This window comes from Vibrio sp. 10N.286.49.E11 (assembly GCF_041469505.1).
GTDB classification, from domain to species: Bacteria; Pseudomonadota; Gammaproteobacteria; order Enterobacterales; family Vibrionaceae; genus Vibrio; species Vibrio crassostreae_C.
This window is the reverse complement of sequence record NZ_JBFRKQ010000069.1, coordinates 1-17,377: the sequence shown is the minus strand read 5'-3', so window position 1 is coordinate 17,377 and position 17,377 is coordinate 1. Positions and strand designations below refer to the sequence as shown.

Genomic DNA, 17,377 nt, shown 5'->3' with positions numbered 1-17,377 from the left:
TCCTTGTCATTCTTTCTTGTTACGACTTTACCACTGAAAAAGCTTCTTTAGCCACTGTTTTGGTTGACTTTCACAGCCCTTTTTAATGTTTCCACCCTCATCCCAAAGTGGCAGTTTAACTGCACCATCACAATCAAACTCTAAAGCCCCTTCAGAAGTTCGAGTAAAGTTAGCGGTGACAATTCCTGTCGGCCAAGGCAGTAATAACTGCTCGGGTGTTCTCTGTTTGAGATAATCGGCATAAACACGTAACGCACCACTCGAACCAGTAAGCTTAGTCGGCTTATTATCATCACGTCCTAGCCAGATGGTCGTCACTTCACGGCCATCTACGCCCACGAACCAACTGTCTCGGCTGTCATTACTAGTGCCAGTTTTACCAGCTAACCCTGCCCATGCAAACTGACCTTGTAGGAAACGGCCCGTGCCTTCCGACACGCCACGTTTCATTGCATAGGTTGTAAGCCAAGCGGCTTGCTGGTCAACGCTTTGTGATACACGAGGGATCGACTGATACAGAACCTCGCCATCGTTATCAACAACTGAGCGAAGCGCAGACAAAGGTGCTATACGCCCAGAATTGGTAATGGTTTGATACATCTGCGCAACTTGGAACGGAGTCAGTGAGAACGAACCCAAAAACATCGACGGCACTGGGCGAATCTCATTTTTATCGACCCCCAGTTTTCCAATCGTATCCGAGACACTATCAATGCCTAATTGCATGCCTAAACGAACAGTAGGTACGTTGTAAGACTTAGAAAGCGCCACATACAAAGGCACATCGCCACGGAACTTACGATCGAAGTTTCTCGGGCTCCACACGCTACCTTTGCTGCCTTTCAAGCTCAGTGGCGTGTCTTTCAATGTTGTCGCCAACGTGTACTTCTGAGGCTGCTCTAGTGCGGTTAAGTAAATTGCAGGCTTGACCAAAGAACCAATTGGGCGACTCGCGTTCAAGGCACGGTTAAAGCCATCGTAGCCAGTACGCTTACCACCGACCATCGCCCGGATTTCACCGGTATTTCTATCCACGGCAATAGCTGCTGCTTCCAGCTTATTACCTGCGGTTTTCGATAAATCAGGCACCTTACGAGCAATCGACTTCTCTAACTTGTCTTGAGATACCGGATCCAGAGAGGTAAAGACTCGAATCCCTTTTTTCGCCTCAAATCGATCGCCGACATACTTCTTAAGCTCAATGTTTACTTGTTGGAAATAAGCGGGCTGACGGCTAGCAATGCGTGGGTTGTCTTGAATATCCAAATCACGACTCGCCGCCTCTTCGTATTGTCGCGGAGTTAAGATGTCTTGTTGCATCAATAAGCGAAGAACCAGATCGCGTCGAGTCTTAGCACGCTCAGGATAGCGAACCGGATTGTAATACGACGGTCCTTTCACCATACCCACCAGCAGTGCTAGCTGATCGATGCGCAGCTCTTGAATAGGTTGACCAAAATACAAACGAGACGCTAAACCGAAGCCATGAATCGCTTGCCCACCATTCTGTCCAAGATAAACCTCATTTAAGTAAGCCTCTAGGATACGGTCTTTGCTGTAACGATGGTCTAAGATAAGTGCAATGCAGGCTTCACGAACCTTACGCCACAATGTACGTTCACTGGACAGGAACAGGTTTTTTGCCAACTGTTGTGTCAGCGTACTACCACCTTGTACCGTTCGCCCAGCTTTGACGTTAACGACCATTGCACGAGCGATCGCCAGTGGCGACACACCATCGTGTTGATAGAAGTTTCGGTCTTCGGTTGCCAGTAAGGCATCAACCATCACTTCTGGGAACTGATTGCGTTTTAAGAACAGGCGCTGCTCATCGTTACTTTTCTCAAGCATGCCAAGCATTTTCGGTTCAACACGCAGGTAGCCCATGTCGCCTTTCTTCTCCAGCGACTGAATGCGAGTTAATTCGTTACCATTGAAGTGCAGCATCACATGACGATCCGCTTCCGGTCCATCAACAAACTCGAACGGACGACGAATCATTTCAATCTTGGTCGAAGAAGAAGAGTATTCGCCTGGGTGACGAGGCGCGTTCACCTTACGGTAATTAAGTACATCGAGCTCATTCTTAACCTGAACCAAACTCACCGGAGTTCCCGGAGACAGGTCTAGCACTCGCGCATAAACCACGGTTGGCAAATCAAACAGCTGACCTTCAAAGCGCTGTTTGACCACAGAATCAAGATAAATACCGACGAACAACAGCAATGCCGCAAGCGCTAAGCCCGCTTTCCAAGAAATGCCCCATAGGATCTTCAACCAACCTCTTTTGCCAGATTTCTTAGCCTTAGGTTTGGTCTTTTTCGCAGCCGCTCTTGGTTTTCTTGGCTTGGCTTTGGTCGCTGGTGACTTCTTTGCTGGCGCTTTTTTAGGTGGTGCCTTTTTTGGCGTTAACATTTTGGTCATCATCGATTCAACTGTCGTTTGGTTTTAGTGGTTGCTACATGGTTAGCAGGGTCATCCGGCCAAGGATGTTTTGGGTAACGGCCCTTCATCTCTTTTTGTACTTCTTTGTACGCGCCAGCCCAAAAGCCAGCTAAATCTTGAGTAATTTGTAGTGGTCGCTGTGCTGGAGAAAGGAGCTCAAGCACTACTTTTTTACGCCCTTGCGCGATTAATGGCGAGTCTTGTTCGCCAAAGACTTCCTGCATTCGCACTGAGATCACTGGTTCAGATTGATATTGATAACGAATGGCCTTCTTGCTGCCTGTTGGCATCAGATAGTGCGTTGGCAACCATTGGTCGATTTCTTGATTCAAAGGCCAACCAAGATAAGCCGACAATGCTTGCTCAATCGAAACACTAGACAGTCCTTTTGCCGACTTAATGCCATTCAGATAGGGAGATAGCCACTCATCAAGGTGTTCAATCAAACTCGCATCGTCCATCGCTGGCCAATCATGCTCAGGCATCCAAAGCTCTGCACTGCGTACACGCTCAACCAACTGCTTAGCCGAAGCTGTCCAATTTAAGCGATCCAACCCACATCGAGCGACATAATTGAGCAGCGCTTGGCTCGCCTGATTCGCATCGGGATCAGGTAAAGCTTTGGTGCTGATAATCAACTTGCCCAGAGATACACGCTGCTCAGCAACTAAACGGCCACGTTTCTCATCCCAATCGGCGTAATCGGAACGCACAAACAGTTTTGGAAATTCAGCTTCTAACTGTGCGATATCAACCGCGGTGGCTAAGAAAATCTGACTGGCTCGCCCTGTGCTGCGCATCAAATCAATCACTACGATATAGTTATTGTTCGCCAGTGGATCATCATCACGAACCTCAGCACCGTGGCCATTCGCCAAAAGGAAAGCACTGCTGGTCGCGCTTCTCACTTGTGCAATCCGGTCTGGGAAGGCAAAACAAAGCACTAATGGTAGCAATGATTCGTCAGCTTGTGACAAATCTAAGTGATGATTGAGTTTGCTCGCGAGACTTTTCGCTCGCTGCATCACAACGCTATTTTTGGAATGTTTTCTTTGCTTAAGTCGATGCAAAGAGTGTTGAATATCCGTCACATTGCGCTCCGGCTCTTCCAGCAAAGCAGCAGCAACAATCGCGACATTCAACAGAGCAGGACTACCTTGCTGCGCTTTAACCAACATGCTGGCAATACGAGGCTCTAGACCTAAACGTTGGACCTGTTTTCCTAATGCCGTAAATTGACCATTATCGTCTAACAATTCAAGAGTCTGTAAGAGTTGCTTGGCTTGCCCGATAGAAGCTTTGGGTGGAACGTCTAACCATTGCAGTTCATCAGCACTCGCAGCGCCCCATTGCGTCAATTCAGACACCAGCGAAGACAAATCAGAATGAAGAATTTCAGGTTCTGGTATAGCTGGTTGCTGCATCAGCTGCGTTTCGCTGTACAAACGAACGCACAAGCCCTCTTCAATTCGTCCCGCACGGCCCGCTCGTTGTTCAGCTGAAGATTGCGAGATTTTCACTTGCTCAAGCTTAGTAATACCGGTTTTCAGATCGAACTTCGCCACACGTTCAAGCCCAGAATCAACCACCAATCGAATACCTTCAATCGTCAAAGAAGTCTCAGCAATATTGGTCGCTAACACCACCTTTCGACGCCCTTTCTCTGATGGCGCGATCGCTTTCTGCTGTTGAGAAAAGCTGAGTTGCCCATACAGAGGACACACATCGATATCATTGGCGAATTGTTCTAGTTGAGATTCCACCTGCTTAATCGCAGAAACGCCCGGCAAAAAGGCCAGAAGTGAGCCTGACTCTTTCTCCATCAGAGAGCGAATCACGTTAGCCATTTTAGGGGCTAGATATTCATTTGCGTTAAGAGGCTGATAACGGAAATCGACCGGAAAGGTGCGACCTTGTGATTCAACGTATTTGGCATTCGGCAGCAAAGTTTGCAGAGCTTGTTGATCTAAAGTTGCCGACATCACTACCACTTTCAGATCGTCACGCAACGCCTCTTGGATCTCTAAGCTAAACGCCAATGCGGTATCGGCGTGAATACTGCGCTCGTGAAATTCATCAAAGATCACCATATCAACCCCAGTTAATTCAGGGTCGGTTTGGATCATTCTTGTCATGATCCCTTCAGTAACAATCTCTAAGCGAGTCGCACTGCTGCTTTTAGATTCACCACGAACTCTAAAGCCAATGCTCTCTCCCACCTTTTCTCCCAATTGGCTCGCTAAGTAAGTAGCAATATTCCTTGCAGCCAAACGCCTCGGTTCAAGCATGATGATTTTGCCTTGAACGGCGTTGGTCTTAACTAACTGTAAAGGGAAGAATGTTGACTTACCCGCACCGGGAGCGGCCTTTAGAATAAGTTGAGTGTGTGTTTCTACGCCAGCGAGCAGATCTGGCATCACAGCTTCTATGGGCAGTTGTGGCAATGGGAGAACCTTGTGGTGTAATGTTGGCAACATTGTACATAAAAACCTACCTGTCTAAATAAGTAATATGCACTTCAATCCGCCATTAGAGCCAGCGACTCTTATTAAACGCTATAAACGCTTTCTCACTGACATCCAACTTCCAGACGGTAGCGAGCGCACTATCCACTGCGCTAACACTGGAGCGATGACAGGATGTGCGACTCCTGGCAATACGGTGTGGTACTCAACCTCCGATAATGCAAAGAGAAAGTACCCAAACAGCTGGGAGATCTCAGAAACAGACAAAGGTCATCGTATTTGTGTAAATACTGCGCGGGCAAACCAGCTAGCAGTGGAAGCAATTGAAAATGGGACTATGGTTGAACTCTTAGGTTATAACGCGTTACGAACCGAAGTGAAATATGGCAGTGAGAATAGTCGCATTGATATTCTGCTTGAAGATAACGAAAAGCCGCCTTGCTATATCGAAGTGAAAAGCGTCACTTTGCTCGACGAGCAAGAAACGTCAACTAAAGGGCAAGGTTTTTTCCCTGATGCGGTCACAACCAGAGGCCAAAAACATCTGCGTGAACTCACAGAAATGGTCGAATCTGGAAATAGAGCCGTACTTTTATTCACTGTTTTACATTCAGGTATTGAAAAAGTGTCTGCGGCACACCATATAGACGCCAAATATTCGTTATTACTAAAACAAGCACAAGACGCTGGAGTTGAAGTGCTTTGCTATAAAGCAGAGCTCAGCAGTACTCAAATACAACTAAAACAAGCTGTTGAATTTATCAATAGCTAAGCAAAGATGCTGAACTAATCACATTGATTGCAAGTTTGAATAAGAGTATTTGCCACCATTCGTTCTTTCTGCTATAGATACCCGCCTTAAAATTAGCTGCTTTGCAGTTGACTAGGTGTAAATAGGAGATGCTGTATGCCAGAATCTAAGAAAAAAGCGCTAGGCATCCTAGCCATCGCAGGTGTTGAACCGTACCAAGAGAAGCCAGGTGAAGAGTACATGTCACTTGAGCAAACGGAACATTTTACAAAAATTTTAGCAGCTTGGCGCAACCAGCTCAGGGAAGAAGTTGATCGTACTGTGCACCACATGCAGGACGAAGCAGCGAATTTCCCAGACCCAGTTGACCGTGCTTCTCAAGAAGAAGAATTCAGCTTAGAGTTACGTAACCGTGACCGTGAGCGTCGTCTTATCAAAAAAATTGAGAAGACATTAGACAAGATCGAAGAAGACGATTTCGGCTTCTGTGATTCTTGCGGTATCGAGATTGGCATTCGTCGCCTTGAAGCTCGTCCAACTGCTGATCTTTGTATTGACTGTAAAACACTTGCAGAGATCAAAGAAAAACAGATGCAAGGTTAATTCTTGCAGATGTAAAGAAAGGGAGCCTTGGCTCCCTTTTTTGTTTGTTATCCAAGCGAAGTATTTCACACGCTTGATAGTAAATAGCAGCTTTAAGCCTTAGTTCTATACATCAAACCTTGTTCTATAGATTGAAGCTTAGTTCTAGGCATTAAAGCTCTTGTCAAACGTCTTAAGAATCGGCTACTGCGGTACCATTTAGATTAGGTTGTTCACTCATGAATTATATCGGGCGCTTTGCACCATCACCGTCAGGTCCTCTTCATTTTGGCTCACTTGTTGCTGCTCTTGGTAGCTACTTTCAAGCGAAATCTAACCAAGGAAAATGGTTAGTTCGTATGGAAGACCTCGACCCACCAAGAGAAATGGCCGGCGCTGCAGACCTCATTCTTAAGACGCTTGAGGCTTACCATCTATTTTGGGATGGTGAAGTCGTCTATCAAAGCCAACGTCATGACTTGTATCAAGCTCAAATCGATCAATGGGTTGCTGACAATCAAGCCTACTACTGCCAATGCACCCGCAAGCAGATAAAGGCTTTGGGCGGCTTTTACAATGGTCACTGTCGAGATGTAGGCCTAATCGATTCAGGTGAACAGGCGGTGCGCTTGTGCATGGACTTTCCAGTGGAGTCCTTTGATGATGTTCGCCACGGCACCATTCAAATCCCTAAAGCACTAGCTGAAGAAGATTTTATTATTAAACGCAGAGATGGATTGTTTGCCTATAACTTGGCCGTTGTTCTTGATGACATCGACCAAGGAGTAACAGAAGTCGTAAGAGGCGCAGACCTGATAGAACCAACAGGTCGACAAATCAGTTTGTATAAGACGCTCAAGCAAAAAACAGTGAGCTACTTGCACTTACCATTGGCAACCGATGGCTTGGGGAATAAACTGTCAAAACAGAACCATGCCACCGCGATAGATCTAGACAACCCAAAACCAACGTTACTCAACGCGATGCGATTCTTAGGTTTTGATATCCCGACGGCCCTTTATGAGGCTTCAATGGATGAGATTTTATTGTGGGGCTGCCAACAATGGAACGTCAGTCAGTTACCTGATAGTTTACAAAAAGAGCACTGTAATTAGCTCGAAACTCACGGCAAATAGCAAAAACGACACATAAAAATGCCATAACCAACCACTGTGGTTAAGCAGACGATGTTCTCAAATGGCTCGCGCTAAGCTATTATTAGCCGCAATTAAACTCTGCACTACCACTTTGGACTAAGAGAAAAACAAAGTTGGCGATACCTACTTTGTTCTAAACTAATGAATACAAACGACAATACCCCAAGCGAACAACGCGGATTCCACGAATTAGCTCTGAATATTTATACTCGTCAAGAGCACAATATTTCACGCAAGCAGATCAGCGACAACGCACTAAAAGTGCTATATCGCCTGAATGGTGCGGGTTTTGACGCATTTCTAGTCGGTGGTGGTGTGCGCGATATCTTATTAGGCTCTCAGCCAAAAGATTTTGATATTGCGACCAACGCAACGCCAGAGCAAATCAAACACCTCTTCAGAAACTGTCGTCTTATCGGTCGCCGTTTCCGCTTGGCACATATCATGTTTGGTCGCGACATCATTGAAGTGGCAACTTTCCGTGGTCACCACCAAGAACCATCGAAGAACGTTTCTGCACAATCGAAAGAAGGCATGCTACTTCGCGATAACGTGTACGGCAGTGTTGATGAAGATGCAGAGCGTCGTGATTTCACAATCAACGCGATGTACTACAACATTGCAGACTACAGCATCCACGATTACGCGGGTGGTGTAGAAGATTTAGAAGATAAACTGATCCGCCTGATTGGCGATCCAGAAACGCGTTACCGCGAAGACCCAGTACGTATGCTACGTGCAATGCGCTTCGCCGCTAAACTGGATTTCGACATCGAAGAAGACACGGCTGACCCGATTGAAGAGTTAGCTCACCTTCTAAGAGATATCCCAGCAGCGCGCCTTTACGAAGAGTCTCTGAAATTACTGCAATCAGGTCACGGTTTAGAAACCTACCACTTGATGCGCGAGTACAATCTATTCCAACAGATGTTCCCAGCGGTAGCGGAGCACTTCACCGAAGATTACGACTCACACACAGAGCAGATGCTTGATTTGGTTCTCGATTCAACCGACCTTCGCATCGAAGATGGTAAGCGAGTAAACCCAGCATTCATGTTCGCAGCTATGCTTTGGTACCCAATGAACAAGCTGGCAGACAAACTTGTCGCTGAACAGGGTATGGCACACTACGATGCGATCATGGAAGCGAGTAACATCATTCTAGATCAGCAAGTAAAGTCTATTGCGATTCCTCGTCGTCACACAGCAACCATTCGCGAAGTTTGGCAACTGCAACTTCGACTGCCTCGTCGCAACGGTAAACGCGCTGTTCGTCTAATGGAATTAAACAAATTCCGTGCAGGCTACGATTTCCTAGAAATGCGTGGTGAGATTGAAGGTGGCGAAACCAAAGAGTTAGCAAAATGGTGGGAGCGTTATCAGACTGCAGGTCGTAACATGCGTCAAGCAATGGCTAACGACGTTGCAGCACCATCAAAGTCAGGCCATCGTCGCCGTAAGACTTACCGAAACAAAAAGAGTAAGCAATCAGAATGATAACTGCTTACATTGCAGTCGGCAGCAACCTTGCCGACCCAGTTAGCCAAGCAAATTTGGCTATCGAAACGCTAAAAAGCCTACCGCGATCAACGTTTATTGCGACCTCTCAGCTATATAGTAGCACTCCAATGGGACCGCAAAATCAACCAGACTACATCAACGCGGTAGTCGCTATCCAAACCGAATTAACGCCAATTGAACTGCTTGATTGCACTCAAAAGATCGAACTAGAGCAAGGGCGCGTCCGTAAAGACGAACGTTGGGGACCAAGAACCTTGGATCTCGACATTGTGCTATACGGCAATGAGGTGATCGATTCAGAGCGCTTAATCGTTCCTCATTATGGAATGAAAGAACGAGAGTTTGTACTCTACCCGCTTGCTGAAATCGCACCAAGTTTACAACTCCCTGATGGGACTGAGCTGACAGAACTACTGAAAATAGTAGATAAGAACGGGCTCAATGTTTGGCAACAATAGCCAAGCGCATTAAGGAAAACCAATGAAAAAAGTAACCATTAACGACCTGATCAAATGCAAACGTGAAGGCCGTAAATTCGCGACTTCGACAGCTTATGATGCGAGCTTTGCTCAATTATTCGAAAGCCAAGAAATGCCAGTTCTGCTTGTCGGTGATTCACTGGGTATGGTTTTACAAGGCCATAACGATACATTACCAGTAACTGTTGAAGACATTGCTTACCATACTCGCTCAGTGCGTGCTGGTAGCCCGAACTGTCTTCTTATGGCTGACATGCCTTTCATGAGCTACGCAACGCCAGAACAAGCTTGTGAGAGCGCAGCTACCTTGATGCGTGCTGGCGCGAACATGGTAAAAATCGAAGGCGGAAGCTGGTTGGTTGATACTGTGAAAATGCTAACAGAACGCGCAGTACCAGTATGTGCGCACTTAGGCTTAACGCCTCAATCTGTGAACATCTTTGGTGGTTACAAGATTCAAGGTCGTGACGACGAGCAAGCCGACAAAATGGTTGCTGACGCGTTAGCACTGCAAAACGCAGGCGCTCAAATCGTTCTACTTGAATGTGTGCCAGCTTCATTGGCAAAACGAATTACAGAAGCTTGTGACGTACCGGTTATCGGTATCGGCGCAGGTAATGTTACCGATGGTCAGATCTTGGTTATGCATGACATGTTCGGTATTTCTGCGAACTACATGCCGAAGTTCTCTAAGAACTTCCTAGCAGAAACAGGTGATATGCGTAAGGCAGTAGCTCTATACAAAGAAGAAGTAGAGCGCGCGCGCTTCCCTGATGAAGCTCATACAATCGCTTAGGAGTAAGTATGCAAACTTTTGCTGAAATAGCAGCTCTTCGTGAGCAGATTAAACAGTTTAAGCGTGATGGACGTACGGTTGCTTTTGTACCGACAATGGGAAACCTGCATGAAGGCCACCTGACTCTGGTAAAGAAAGCTCGTGAACTGGCCGACATCGTTGTGGTAAGCATCTTTGTAAACCCAATGCAGTTTGACCGTGCAGACGACCTAAACAACTACCCTCGAACGTTAGAAGCAGATTTAAGCAAACTAACAGGTGAAGGTGTTGAGCTAGTATTTACACCAAAGCCAGAGGTGATGTACCCAGATGGATTAGACAAGCAGACGTTTGTTGAGGTCCCTGGCATATCTCACATGCTTGAAGGTGCCTCTCGTCCAGGTCACTTCCGTGGTGTATCAACCATTGTCACTAAACTGTTTAATATCGTTCAGCCAGACTTTGCATGCTTCGGCGAGAAAGACTTTCAGCAACTTGCTGTTATTCGCCAGATGACCACTGATTTAGCATTAGACATTGAAGTTGTCGGCGTTGCGACCGTTCGTGAAATGGATGGTTTGGCAATGAGCTCTCGCAATAGCAACCTAACGATTGACGAGCGCCAACGAGCGCCCGTTTTAGCGCGTACTATGCGCTGGATCAGCAGCGCTATTCGTGGTGGTCGCGATGATTACGCATCAGTGATTGAAGATGCTACTGACCAGCTACGCGCTGCAGATCTTCAACCTGACGAAATCTTCATTTGTGATGCTAAAACTCTGCAAGCGATCACTTCAGAATCAACTCAAGCAGTAATTCTAATGTCGGCTTTCCTAGGTAAGACGCGTCTTATCGATAACCAAGTTCTCGATTTGGTAACGGAAACCAAAGAAGAAGTGAAAGAAGAAACGACTGAATAGTCGGCTTCTGCTCTTAACGCAAAACAAAAAAAAGGTCGATGTTATATCGACCTTTTTCTTTACCTGTTACTTAGATGAACCAAAGGTTAACTACGTAAGCCAATACCCTTTGTCACTAGGTAGTGTGCAATGCCATACAACAGCACGATAAACACACCTAGTACGCCAAACGACGTCACGATCCCCACATCAGACACACCCAAGAAGCCATATCTGAACGCGTTAACCATGTACACGATAGGGTTCAACTTCGATACACCTTGCCAGAATTCAGGCAATAGACTGATCGAGTAGAACACACCACCAAGGTACGTCAGCGGCGTTAAGATAAAGGTTGGGATAATAGAGATATCATCAAACGTGCGTGCGAATACCGCGTTAATCAAGCCACCCAAAGCGAATACTACCGACGTTAAAAATACCGTCGCAATGATCACGCCCCAATGGTCAACTTGTAAGTCGACAAAGAACAACGACACGAAGGTTACTATGGTACCCACTAACAATCCACGAACCACACCACCCATTACGAAGCCGGCGATAATCACGTAGTTAGGAACAGGCGCTACAAGCAGCTCTTCAATGTTCTTCTGGAACTTGGCACTAAAGAACGATGAAGCAACGTTGGAATATGAGTTGGTGATCACCGACATCATGATCAGACCGGGAACAATGTATTCCATGTAGCTAAAGCCGTTCATTTCACCAATACGCGCACCAATCAGGTTACCGAAGATGATGAAGTAAAGCGTCATGGTAATCGCTGGCGGCACCAGAGTCTGCACCCAGATACGAGTAAAGCGATTGATCTCTTTGGTCAACAAACTGCAGAAAGCGGTCCAATATAGGCTGTACATATTATTTACTCCCCTCACGGACGATACTCACAAATAGCTCTTCTAGACGGTTTGCTTTGTTACGCATAGAGAGGACTTTAACCTGTTGCTCGCTCAATTGAGCAAAGATGGTATTCAAACCTAGGTTCTTGTCGATTTCGATTTCTAGCGAGCCATTGACCATCACTTGGCTATTCACGCCTTCAAGCTTAGGTTCAGTCGTGCCCTCTTCCAGATCCAGAATAAAGGTCTCAGCACTCAATTTGCCCAACAGCGCTTTCATTGTTGTGTTCTCAATCAGCTCACCGCGATTGATGATACCAATGTTGCGACACAGCATTTCTGCTTCTTCTAGGTAGTGCGTGGTCAAGATAATGGTAATGCCCTGCTTCTCATTGATCTCTTTTAGGAATTCCCACATTGAACGACGTAGTTCAATATCAACGCCTGCTGTCGGTTCATCAAGGATCAACAAATGAGGTTCATGCATCAATGCACGCGCGATCATCAAACGACGCTTCATACCACCAGACAAGTTACGCGCGCGTTCGCCACGCTTTTCCCACAGATCGAGTTGAGATAGGTACTTTTTCGCTCGCTCTTTCGCTAATGCTTTTGGCACGCCGTAATAACCCGCTTGTTGCAGCACGATCTGTTCAACGGTTTCAAACGGGTTAAAGTTAAACTCTTGAGGCACAAGGCCTAAGTTCTGCTTCGCCAATTCCAGATCGGTATCAATGTCGTAGCCGAACACTTTAACCTTGCCTGACGTTTTATTTACCAGTGAAGAGATAACACCAATGGTGGTTGATTTACCCGCACCATTGGGACCAAGTAGTGCGTAAAAGTCGCCTTTTTCTACTTGTAAACTAACGCCCTTAAGAGCCTCGAAGCCCCCAGCATAAGTTTTTCTTAATTGCTCAATTTCTAATGCATACATAGAGATAGACTGCCATTTGCTATAGATAAGATGTAGACGACCGAGCTTGAGGAAGAGAGTAATGCTTAAAACGAGCTAGCAGAAAACTAACCCAAACTTGTTAACTCGGCCATTTTACAAACAAGTTTATCGTTGATTGACGATTAATACAAATATCGTGTGAGAGTTTCTTTCGAAAACAAATAAGCGTCTTGGCTACGTGAAGACTAAATCAACGTTCAATAAATATAAAAATGCCGCTAAGTGATTCACTTAACGGCATTAATGATCAGTCTTGACGTGAGCGTCTAAGGGTTATTCATATTAGATTATTCATATCAGGTCATTCATATCAGCTTATTACTGAAAAATTAAACTGACTCAAATTGATGCTCATCTCTGTCGACATAGCTTGTTGCTGCCGTCAGGGCTTCATATCTGAATCGATAAGTGTTGGATTCAGGTACTAGGTCAATCACGTGGAACTTCTCTAGTTGTTGACGAGTATTCTCATTAGGACACAGCAGATACACCTCACACTGCGCATCCAATGCATCTTTAATCGCATTCTCTAGCGCTAGGCCAACAGTGACATCAATCATAGGTACATCTGTCAGGTCTAGAATCATCGCTTCATAGTCAGAGATACTTGAGTGCTGACGTGAAATCGCCTTTGAAACGCTGAATATCATCGGCCCTGATAGGTAGAAGAATAGCACCTTACCATTGGCACTATCGAGTAACTGACGTTCGCTATCAGTCAATGGGATATCGTCTTCATCATCACCATCACAGATCGCCTTAACTTGTCTGGCTTGCTCTCGGCTTAATCTTTCAATAATCAGAATATTCGAGATAAACACACCCAGTCCAACGGCAATAATCAAGTCAACAAACACAGTCAATAGCATCACGCCGTACATCACGCCCATGCCGGCATAGCTAACCTTGTGCGCGCGCTGGATAAAGCTCCAATCTAGGATATTGAAACCAACATACATCGCGATACCAGCCAGCACTGCCATAGGAATCGGTTCTGTTAAACCACCTGCAACCAATACCACGAGCGCAAGTACTAAAGCTCGAATAACACCTGAAAGCGGAGAACGCGCTCCCACCTGAATATTGGTTACAGTCCCCATAGTGGCACCCGCGCCAGGTAGTGCACCAAACAGGCCAGAGATCATATTGGCAATGCCTTGGCCACGAAGCTCTTTGTCTGAGTCATGCTCTTTACGAGTCAATGAATCTCCGATAACCGCGGTCAAAAGCGTATCAATACAACCTAATGTACCAAGCACCAAGGCATCGATAACCATAGTAGTAAACTGTTCAGCGCTGATCGTAGGGATAACGAGGGAAGGTAAACCAGCTGGGATTTCACCAATACGGCGAATAGAGTCGGTATCAAAAATAATGACGGACAAGAGCGTTACAGCCACTAACGCGACCAGTTGAGCAGGCACATACTTACGATACTTAGCGGGGAAGCCAAAAAGAATACCGAGTGTCAGAGCACCTAGAAATAGCTCACTCACTTTTAAGTTTGCTAGCGTATCAGGTAAAGCAGAAAGCGTTCCCATCACCCCACCAGATGGAGCAGCATGTCCTAACAATGGAGACAGTTGCAAGATAATAAGAATGACACCAATACCCGACATAAATCCGGAGATCACGCTATATGGCATCAACGTAACGTATTTTCCGAGCTTTAATGTACCGAGTAATATCTGAAAAGCACCTGCCATCATGACAACGGTAAAGGTCATTGCCATTCCGGTTTCAGGATACTTAGCCACCATGCTCGTCATCACTGCCGTCATGATCACCGTCATGGGCCCAGTAGGTTCAGATATCAGACTACTCGAACCTCCGAACAACGCCGCGAATAAGCCGACCATGATAGCGCCCCAAAGACCGGCTTCAGCGCCCGCGCCAGACGCGACACCAAATGCCAACGCTAAAGGCAATGAGATAATGGCTGTAGTCACACCGCCAAACATGTCACCTTTGAGACTGATATCCGAAAAACGACTTCCAAACAAAACACACCTTCCTGATGATGAAATGACAAACTTTATAACTTTAACAAATGAGTTAGTCAGACAGAAAGTGTTAATTCAATCACATTATTCATGACTTATAACCAGATGGTAGTTTATGTGCTAAGTTAGTGATTTTAACGACTAGAACACGTCAGATGAGTACGTGTTAACGCAGTTTTTACGGGATTGAATTTGTAACATTGTGTATAGTTACAATTCTTAATTAAGGGATGTAAGACGCAAAATGCCAGAGATTAAACAGCTTTTTGAAAACAACTCTAAATGGTCTGAAGAAATTCGATCTCAAAGACCTGAGTATTTTACAACGCTTGAAGAGGGTCAAAGCCCTGGTTTTTTATGGATAGGTTGTTCAGATAGCCGAGTACCGGCCGAACGCCTCACTGGTTTGTATTCCGGAGAACTGTTTGTTCACCGAAACGTGGCTAACCAAGTGGTCCATACTGATCTCAACTGCTTATCTGTTGTGCAATACGCGGTGGATGTACTCAAAGTTAAACACATCATTGTCTGTGGCCATTATGGCTGTGGGGGTGTGAATGCAGCTATTGATAATCCGAAGCTAGGCCTAATTAATAACTGGCTACTTCACATTCGCGACAATTACCTTAAGTACCGTAAGCAGATCGAATCTTTACCTCGTGAACAATGGGGTGATAAATTGTGCGAAATTAACGTCGCAGAGCAAGTCTATAACTTGGGCAACTCCACCATCATGCAGACCGCATGGGAACGTGGGCAAGATATTGAAATCCATGGTGTTGTTTATGGGATTGGTAATGGCAAGCTGCAAGATCTTGGCGTTCGTTGTTCAAGCAATGACACGTTAGAGAATAGCCACTTAGATGCGCTTGATAAGATCTTATCGACGCCCATTCTTGGTTAACGGTTATCTCTTAACGTTTAATAGACAAATATAAGAAAGGCTCGCATTGTGCGAGCCTTTTTTGTCACTATTTAACAGAGTAATAATTACTCTTGAGGTACAACTTTACCGATGTAAGGTAGGTGACGATACTTTTGTGCGTAGTCGATACCCACACCAACAACGAATTCGTCAGGAATTTCAAAACCAATCCATTTAGTATCAACAATCACTTCACGGCGAGAAGGCTTGTCTAATAGCGTACAAATTTCGATGGATTTAGGACCACGTAGGCTTAGAATCTCTTTCACTTTAGTCAGTGTGTTACCTGTATCGATGATATCTTCTACAAGTAGAACGTCTTTACCTTGGATATCGTCATCAAGGTCTTTCAGAATACGTACGTCACGTGAGCTTTCCATACCGTTGCCGTAGCTAGATGCGGTCATGAAATCAACTTGGTGAGTTAAATCGATAGCACGAGCAAGATCTGCCATAAAGACAAAAGATCCACGTAATAAGCCAACTAAAACAAGATCTTCACTACCGTTGTAGTGTTCCGTGATCTGTTTACCTAGTTCATTCACTCGATCCTGAACTTCTTGCTCAGAGATCATGACTTCAACTGTATGCTTCATACTGCTCTCATTTTGTTGGGTGATTGCGACAAGTTTAGACAGTTCTGCCATGGGTGCCGCTCAATTTTGTGCGTAAGTCTAGCATTGCTCAAATACCCACACCACCTTACAGCTCGAATTTACTGTTAGATTCTCAATGAAATGTGCACAGCCCCCTTGTTACATACTCGCTTTCTTTCACATCCATGCTGATCACGCTTTATGTATCAAGTTTGATGTAACTGTCTATAAAATAAGCTCAAAGGATTGACCATTTGCATATGCACCATTACACTCATCTTGGCTTAAATAATAATAAAATCATTAATATAAAAAATTCGTTGGCAAGGAAAACAAAATGGACTCAATATCTAAGAGACCTAGAACTAGGCTTTCACCTTTAAAAAGAAAACTTCAATTGATGGAAATCGCACTTGAGGTATTCTCTCGCCGCGGCATTGGCCGTGGTGGGCACGCTGATATAGCTGACATTGCTCAGGTATCAGTTGCAACCGTGTTTAACTACTTCCCAACCCGTGAAGATCTGGTTGATGAAGTACTTAACCACGTCGTTCGCCAATTCTCTAACTTCCTTTCAGACAATATCGATCTCGATATTCACGCAAAAGAGAACTTACATAATATTGCGACTGAAATGGTGACGTTGGTGGCTCACGATTGCCATTGGTTGAATGTATGGTTTGAATGGAGCGCATCAACCCGTGATGAAGTATGGCCTCTATTCGTAACCACAAACCGCACTAACCAAATGTTACTACAAAACATGTTTAGCAAAGCGATAGAGCGTGGCGAAGTCTGTGACGACCACGACCCTAAGCACCTTGCGAATCTGTTCCACGGCATTTGTTACTCGCTATTCATTCAAGCGAAGCGTGTAGATACGCAAGAAGAACTTTCGACCTTGACGGATAGCTACTTAAACATGCTGTGCATTTATAAGTAGATTCGAGATTCGAGATTC

15 protein-coding genes are annotated in these 17,377 nt (G+C 45.4%); 9 read left to right on the top strand and 6 right to left on the bottom strand.

What is annotated here, in order from left to right:
* Positions 1–27 precede the first annotated feature (27 nt).
* Together mrcB and hrpB are read right to left on the bottom strand one after the other, a co-directional pair.
* A complete protein-coding gene (gene mrcB, locus AB4167_RS16330) occupies positions 28–2,427 on the bottom strand; it encodes a penicillin-binding protein 1B (protein WP_372136757.1) in 2,400 nt (799 codons plus the stop codon).
* Entirely contained in the window at positions 2,424–4,922 is a 2,499-nt protein-coding gene (gene hrpB / locus AB4167_RS16325; RefSeq protein WP_080582206.1) for an ATP-dependent helicase HrpB, read from the bottom strand. Before hrpB ends, mrcB begins: the two co-directional genes overlap by 4 nt.
* A 34-nt stretch (positions 4,923–4,956) precedes the next feature.
* On the opposite strand from hrpB, the gene sfsA reads away from it, so the two are divergent.
* From sfsA to panC, 7 genes are all read left to right on the top strand, one after another.
* Complete coding sequence (gene sfsA / locus AB4167_RS16320) at positions 4,957–5,682, top strand: DNA/RNA nuclease SfsA (RefSeq protein WP_136981626.1); 726 nt, start codon at positions 4,957–4,959, stop codon at positions 5,680–5,682.
* A 135-nt stretch (positions 5,683–5,817) separates the two neighbouring features.
* The gene (gene dksA, locus AB4167_RS16315; RefSeq protein ID WP_017059430.1) at positions 5,818–6,264 is read left to right on the top strand and encodes an RNA polymerase-binding protein DksA; all 447 of its coding nucleotides are present in this window, start codon (positions 5,818–5,820) and stop codon (positions 6,262–6,264) included.
* Positions 6,265–6,482: 218 nt separating this feature from the next.
* Complete coding sequence (gluQRS, locus tag AB4167_RS16310) at positions 6,483–7,358, top strand: tRNA glutamyl-Q(34) synthetase GluQRS (protein WP_017059431.1); 876 nt, start codon at positions 6,483–6,485, stop codon at positions 7,356–7,358.
* 183 nt (positions 7,359–7,541) lie between these two features.
* Positions 7,542–8,897, top strand: a complete 1,356-nt coding sequence (gene pcnB, locus AB4167_RS16305; RefSeq protein WP_017059432.1) for a polynucleotide adenylyltransferase PcnB — start codon at positions 7,542–7,544, stop codon at positions 8,895–8,897.
* Positions 8,894–9,379, top strand: coding sequence for a 2-amino-4-hydroxy-6-hydroxymethyldihydropteridine diphosphokinase (gene folK, locus AB4167_RS16300; protein WP_004735459.1), 486 nt, complete (start codon positions 8,894–8,896; stop codon positions 9,377–9,379). Before pcnB ends, folK begins: the two co-directional genes overlap by 4 nt.
* A 22-nt stretch (positions 9,380–9,401) precedes the next feature.
* Complete coding sequence (panB, locus tag AB4167_RS16295) at positions 9,402–10,196, top strand: 3-methyl-2-oxobutanoate hydroxymethyltransferase (RefSeq protein WP_137001905.1); 795 nt, start codon at positions 9,402–9,404, stop codon at positions 10,194–10,196.
* An 8-nt stretch (positions 10,197–10,204) separates the two neighbouring features.
* The gene (panC, locus tag AB4167_RS16290) at positions 10,205–11,095 is read left to right on the top strand and encodes a pantoate--beta-alanine ligase (protein ID WP_372136756.1); all 891 of its coding nucleotides are present in this window, start codon (positions 10,205–10,207) and stop codon (positions 11,093–11,095) included.
* A gap of 86 nt (positions 11,096–11,181) precedes the next feature.
* On the opposite strand, the gene AB4167_RS16285 is transcribed toward panC, so the two are convergent.
* From AB4167_RS16285 to AB4167_RS16275, 3 genes are all read right to left on the bottom strand, one after another.
* Positions 11,182–11,952, bottom strand: coding sequence for an ABC transporter permease (locus tag AB4167_RS16285; RefSeq protein ID WP_010435987.1), 771 nt, complete (start codon positions 11,950–11,952; stop codon positions 11,182–11,184).
* Position 11,953: 1 nt separating this feature from the next.
* A complete protein-coding gene (locus AB4167_RS16280; protein WP_017059435.1) occupies positions 11,954–12,871 on the bottom strand; it encodes an ABC transporter ATP-binding protein in 918 nt (305 codons plus the stop codon).
* Positions 12,872–13,221: 350 nt separating this feature from the next.
* The gene (locus AB4167_RS16275; protein ID WP_372136764.1) at positions 13,222–14,853 is read right to left on the bottom strand and encodes a SulP family inorganic anion transporter; all 1,632 of its coding nucleotides are present in this window, start codon (positions 14,851–14,853) and stop codon (positions 13,222–13,224) included.
* A 286-nt stretch (positions 14,854–15,139) separates the two neighbouring features.
* Here AB4167_RS16275 and can point away from each other — a divergent pair, with 286 nt between their 5' ends.
* Positions 15,140–15,799: a carbonate dehydratase gene (gene can / locus AB4167_RS16270; RefSeq protein ID WP_010435977.1), complete on the top strand. Its 660-nt coding sequence runs from the start codon at positions 15,140–15,142 to the stop codon at positions 15,797–15,799.
* A gap of 86 nt (positions 15,800–15,885) precedes the next feature.
* On the opposite strand, the gene hpt is transcribed toward can, so the two are convergent.
* The gene (gene hpt, locus AB4167_RS16265) at positions 15,886–16,416 is read right to left on the bottom strand and encodes a hypoxanthine phosphoribosyltransferase (protein ID WP_010435974.1); all 531 of its coding nucleotides are present in this window, start codon (positions 16,414–16,416) and stop codon (positions 15,886–15,888) included.
* Positions 16,417–16,753: 337 nt separating this feature from the next.
* On the opposite strand from hpt, the gene AB4167_RS16260 reads away from it, so the two are divergent.
* Entirely contained in the window at positions 16,754–17,359 is a 606-nt protein-coding gene (locus AB4167_RS16260) for a LuxR/HapR/OpaR family quorum-sensing transcriptional regulator (RefSeq protein WP_010435971.1), read from the top strand.
* Positions 17,360–17,377 lie beyond the last annotated feature (18 nt).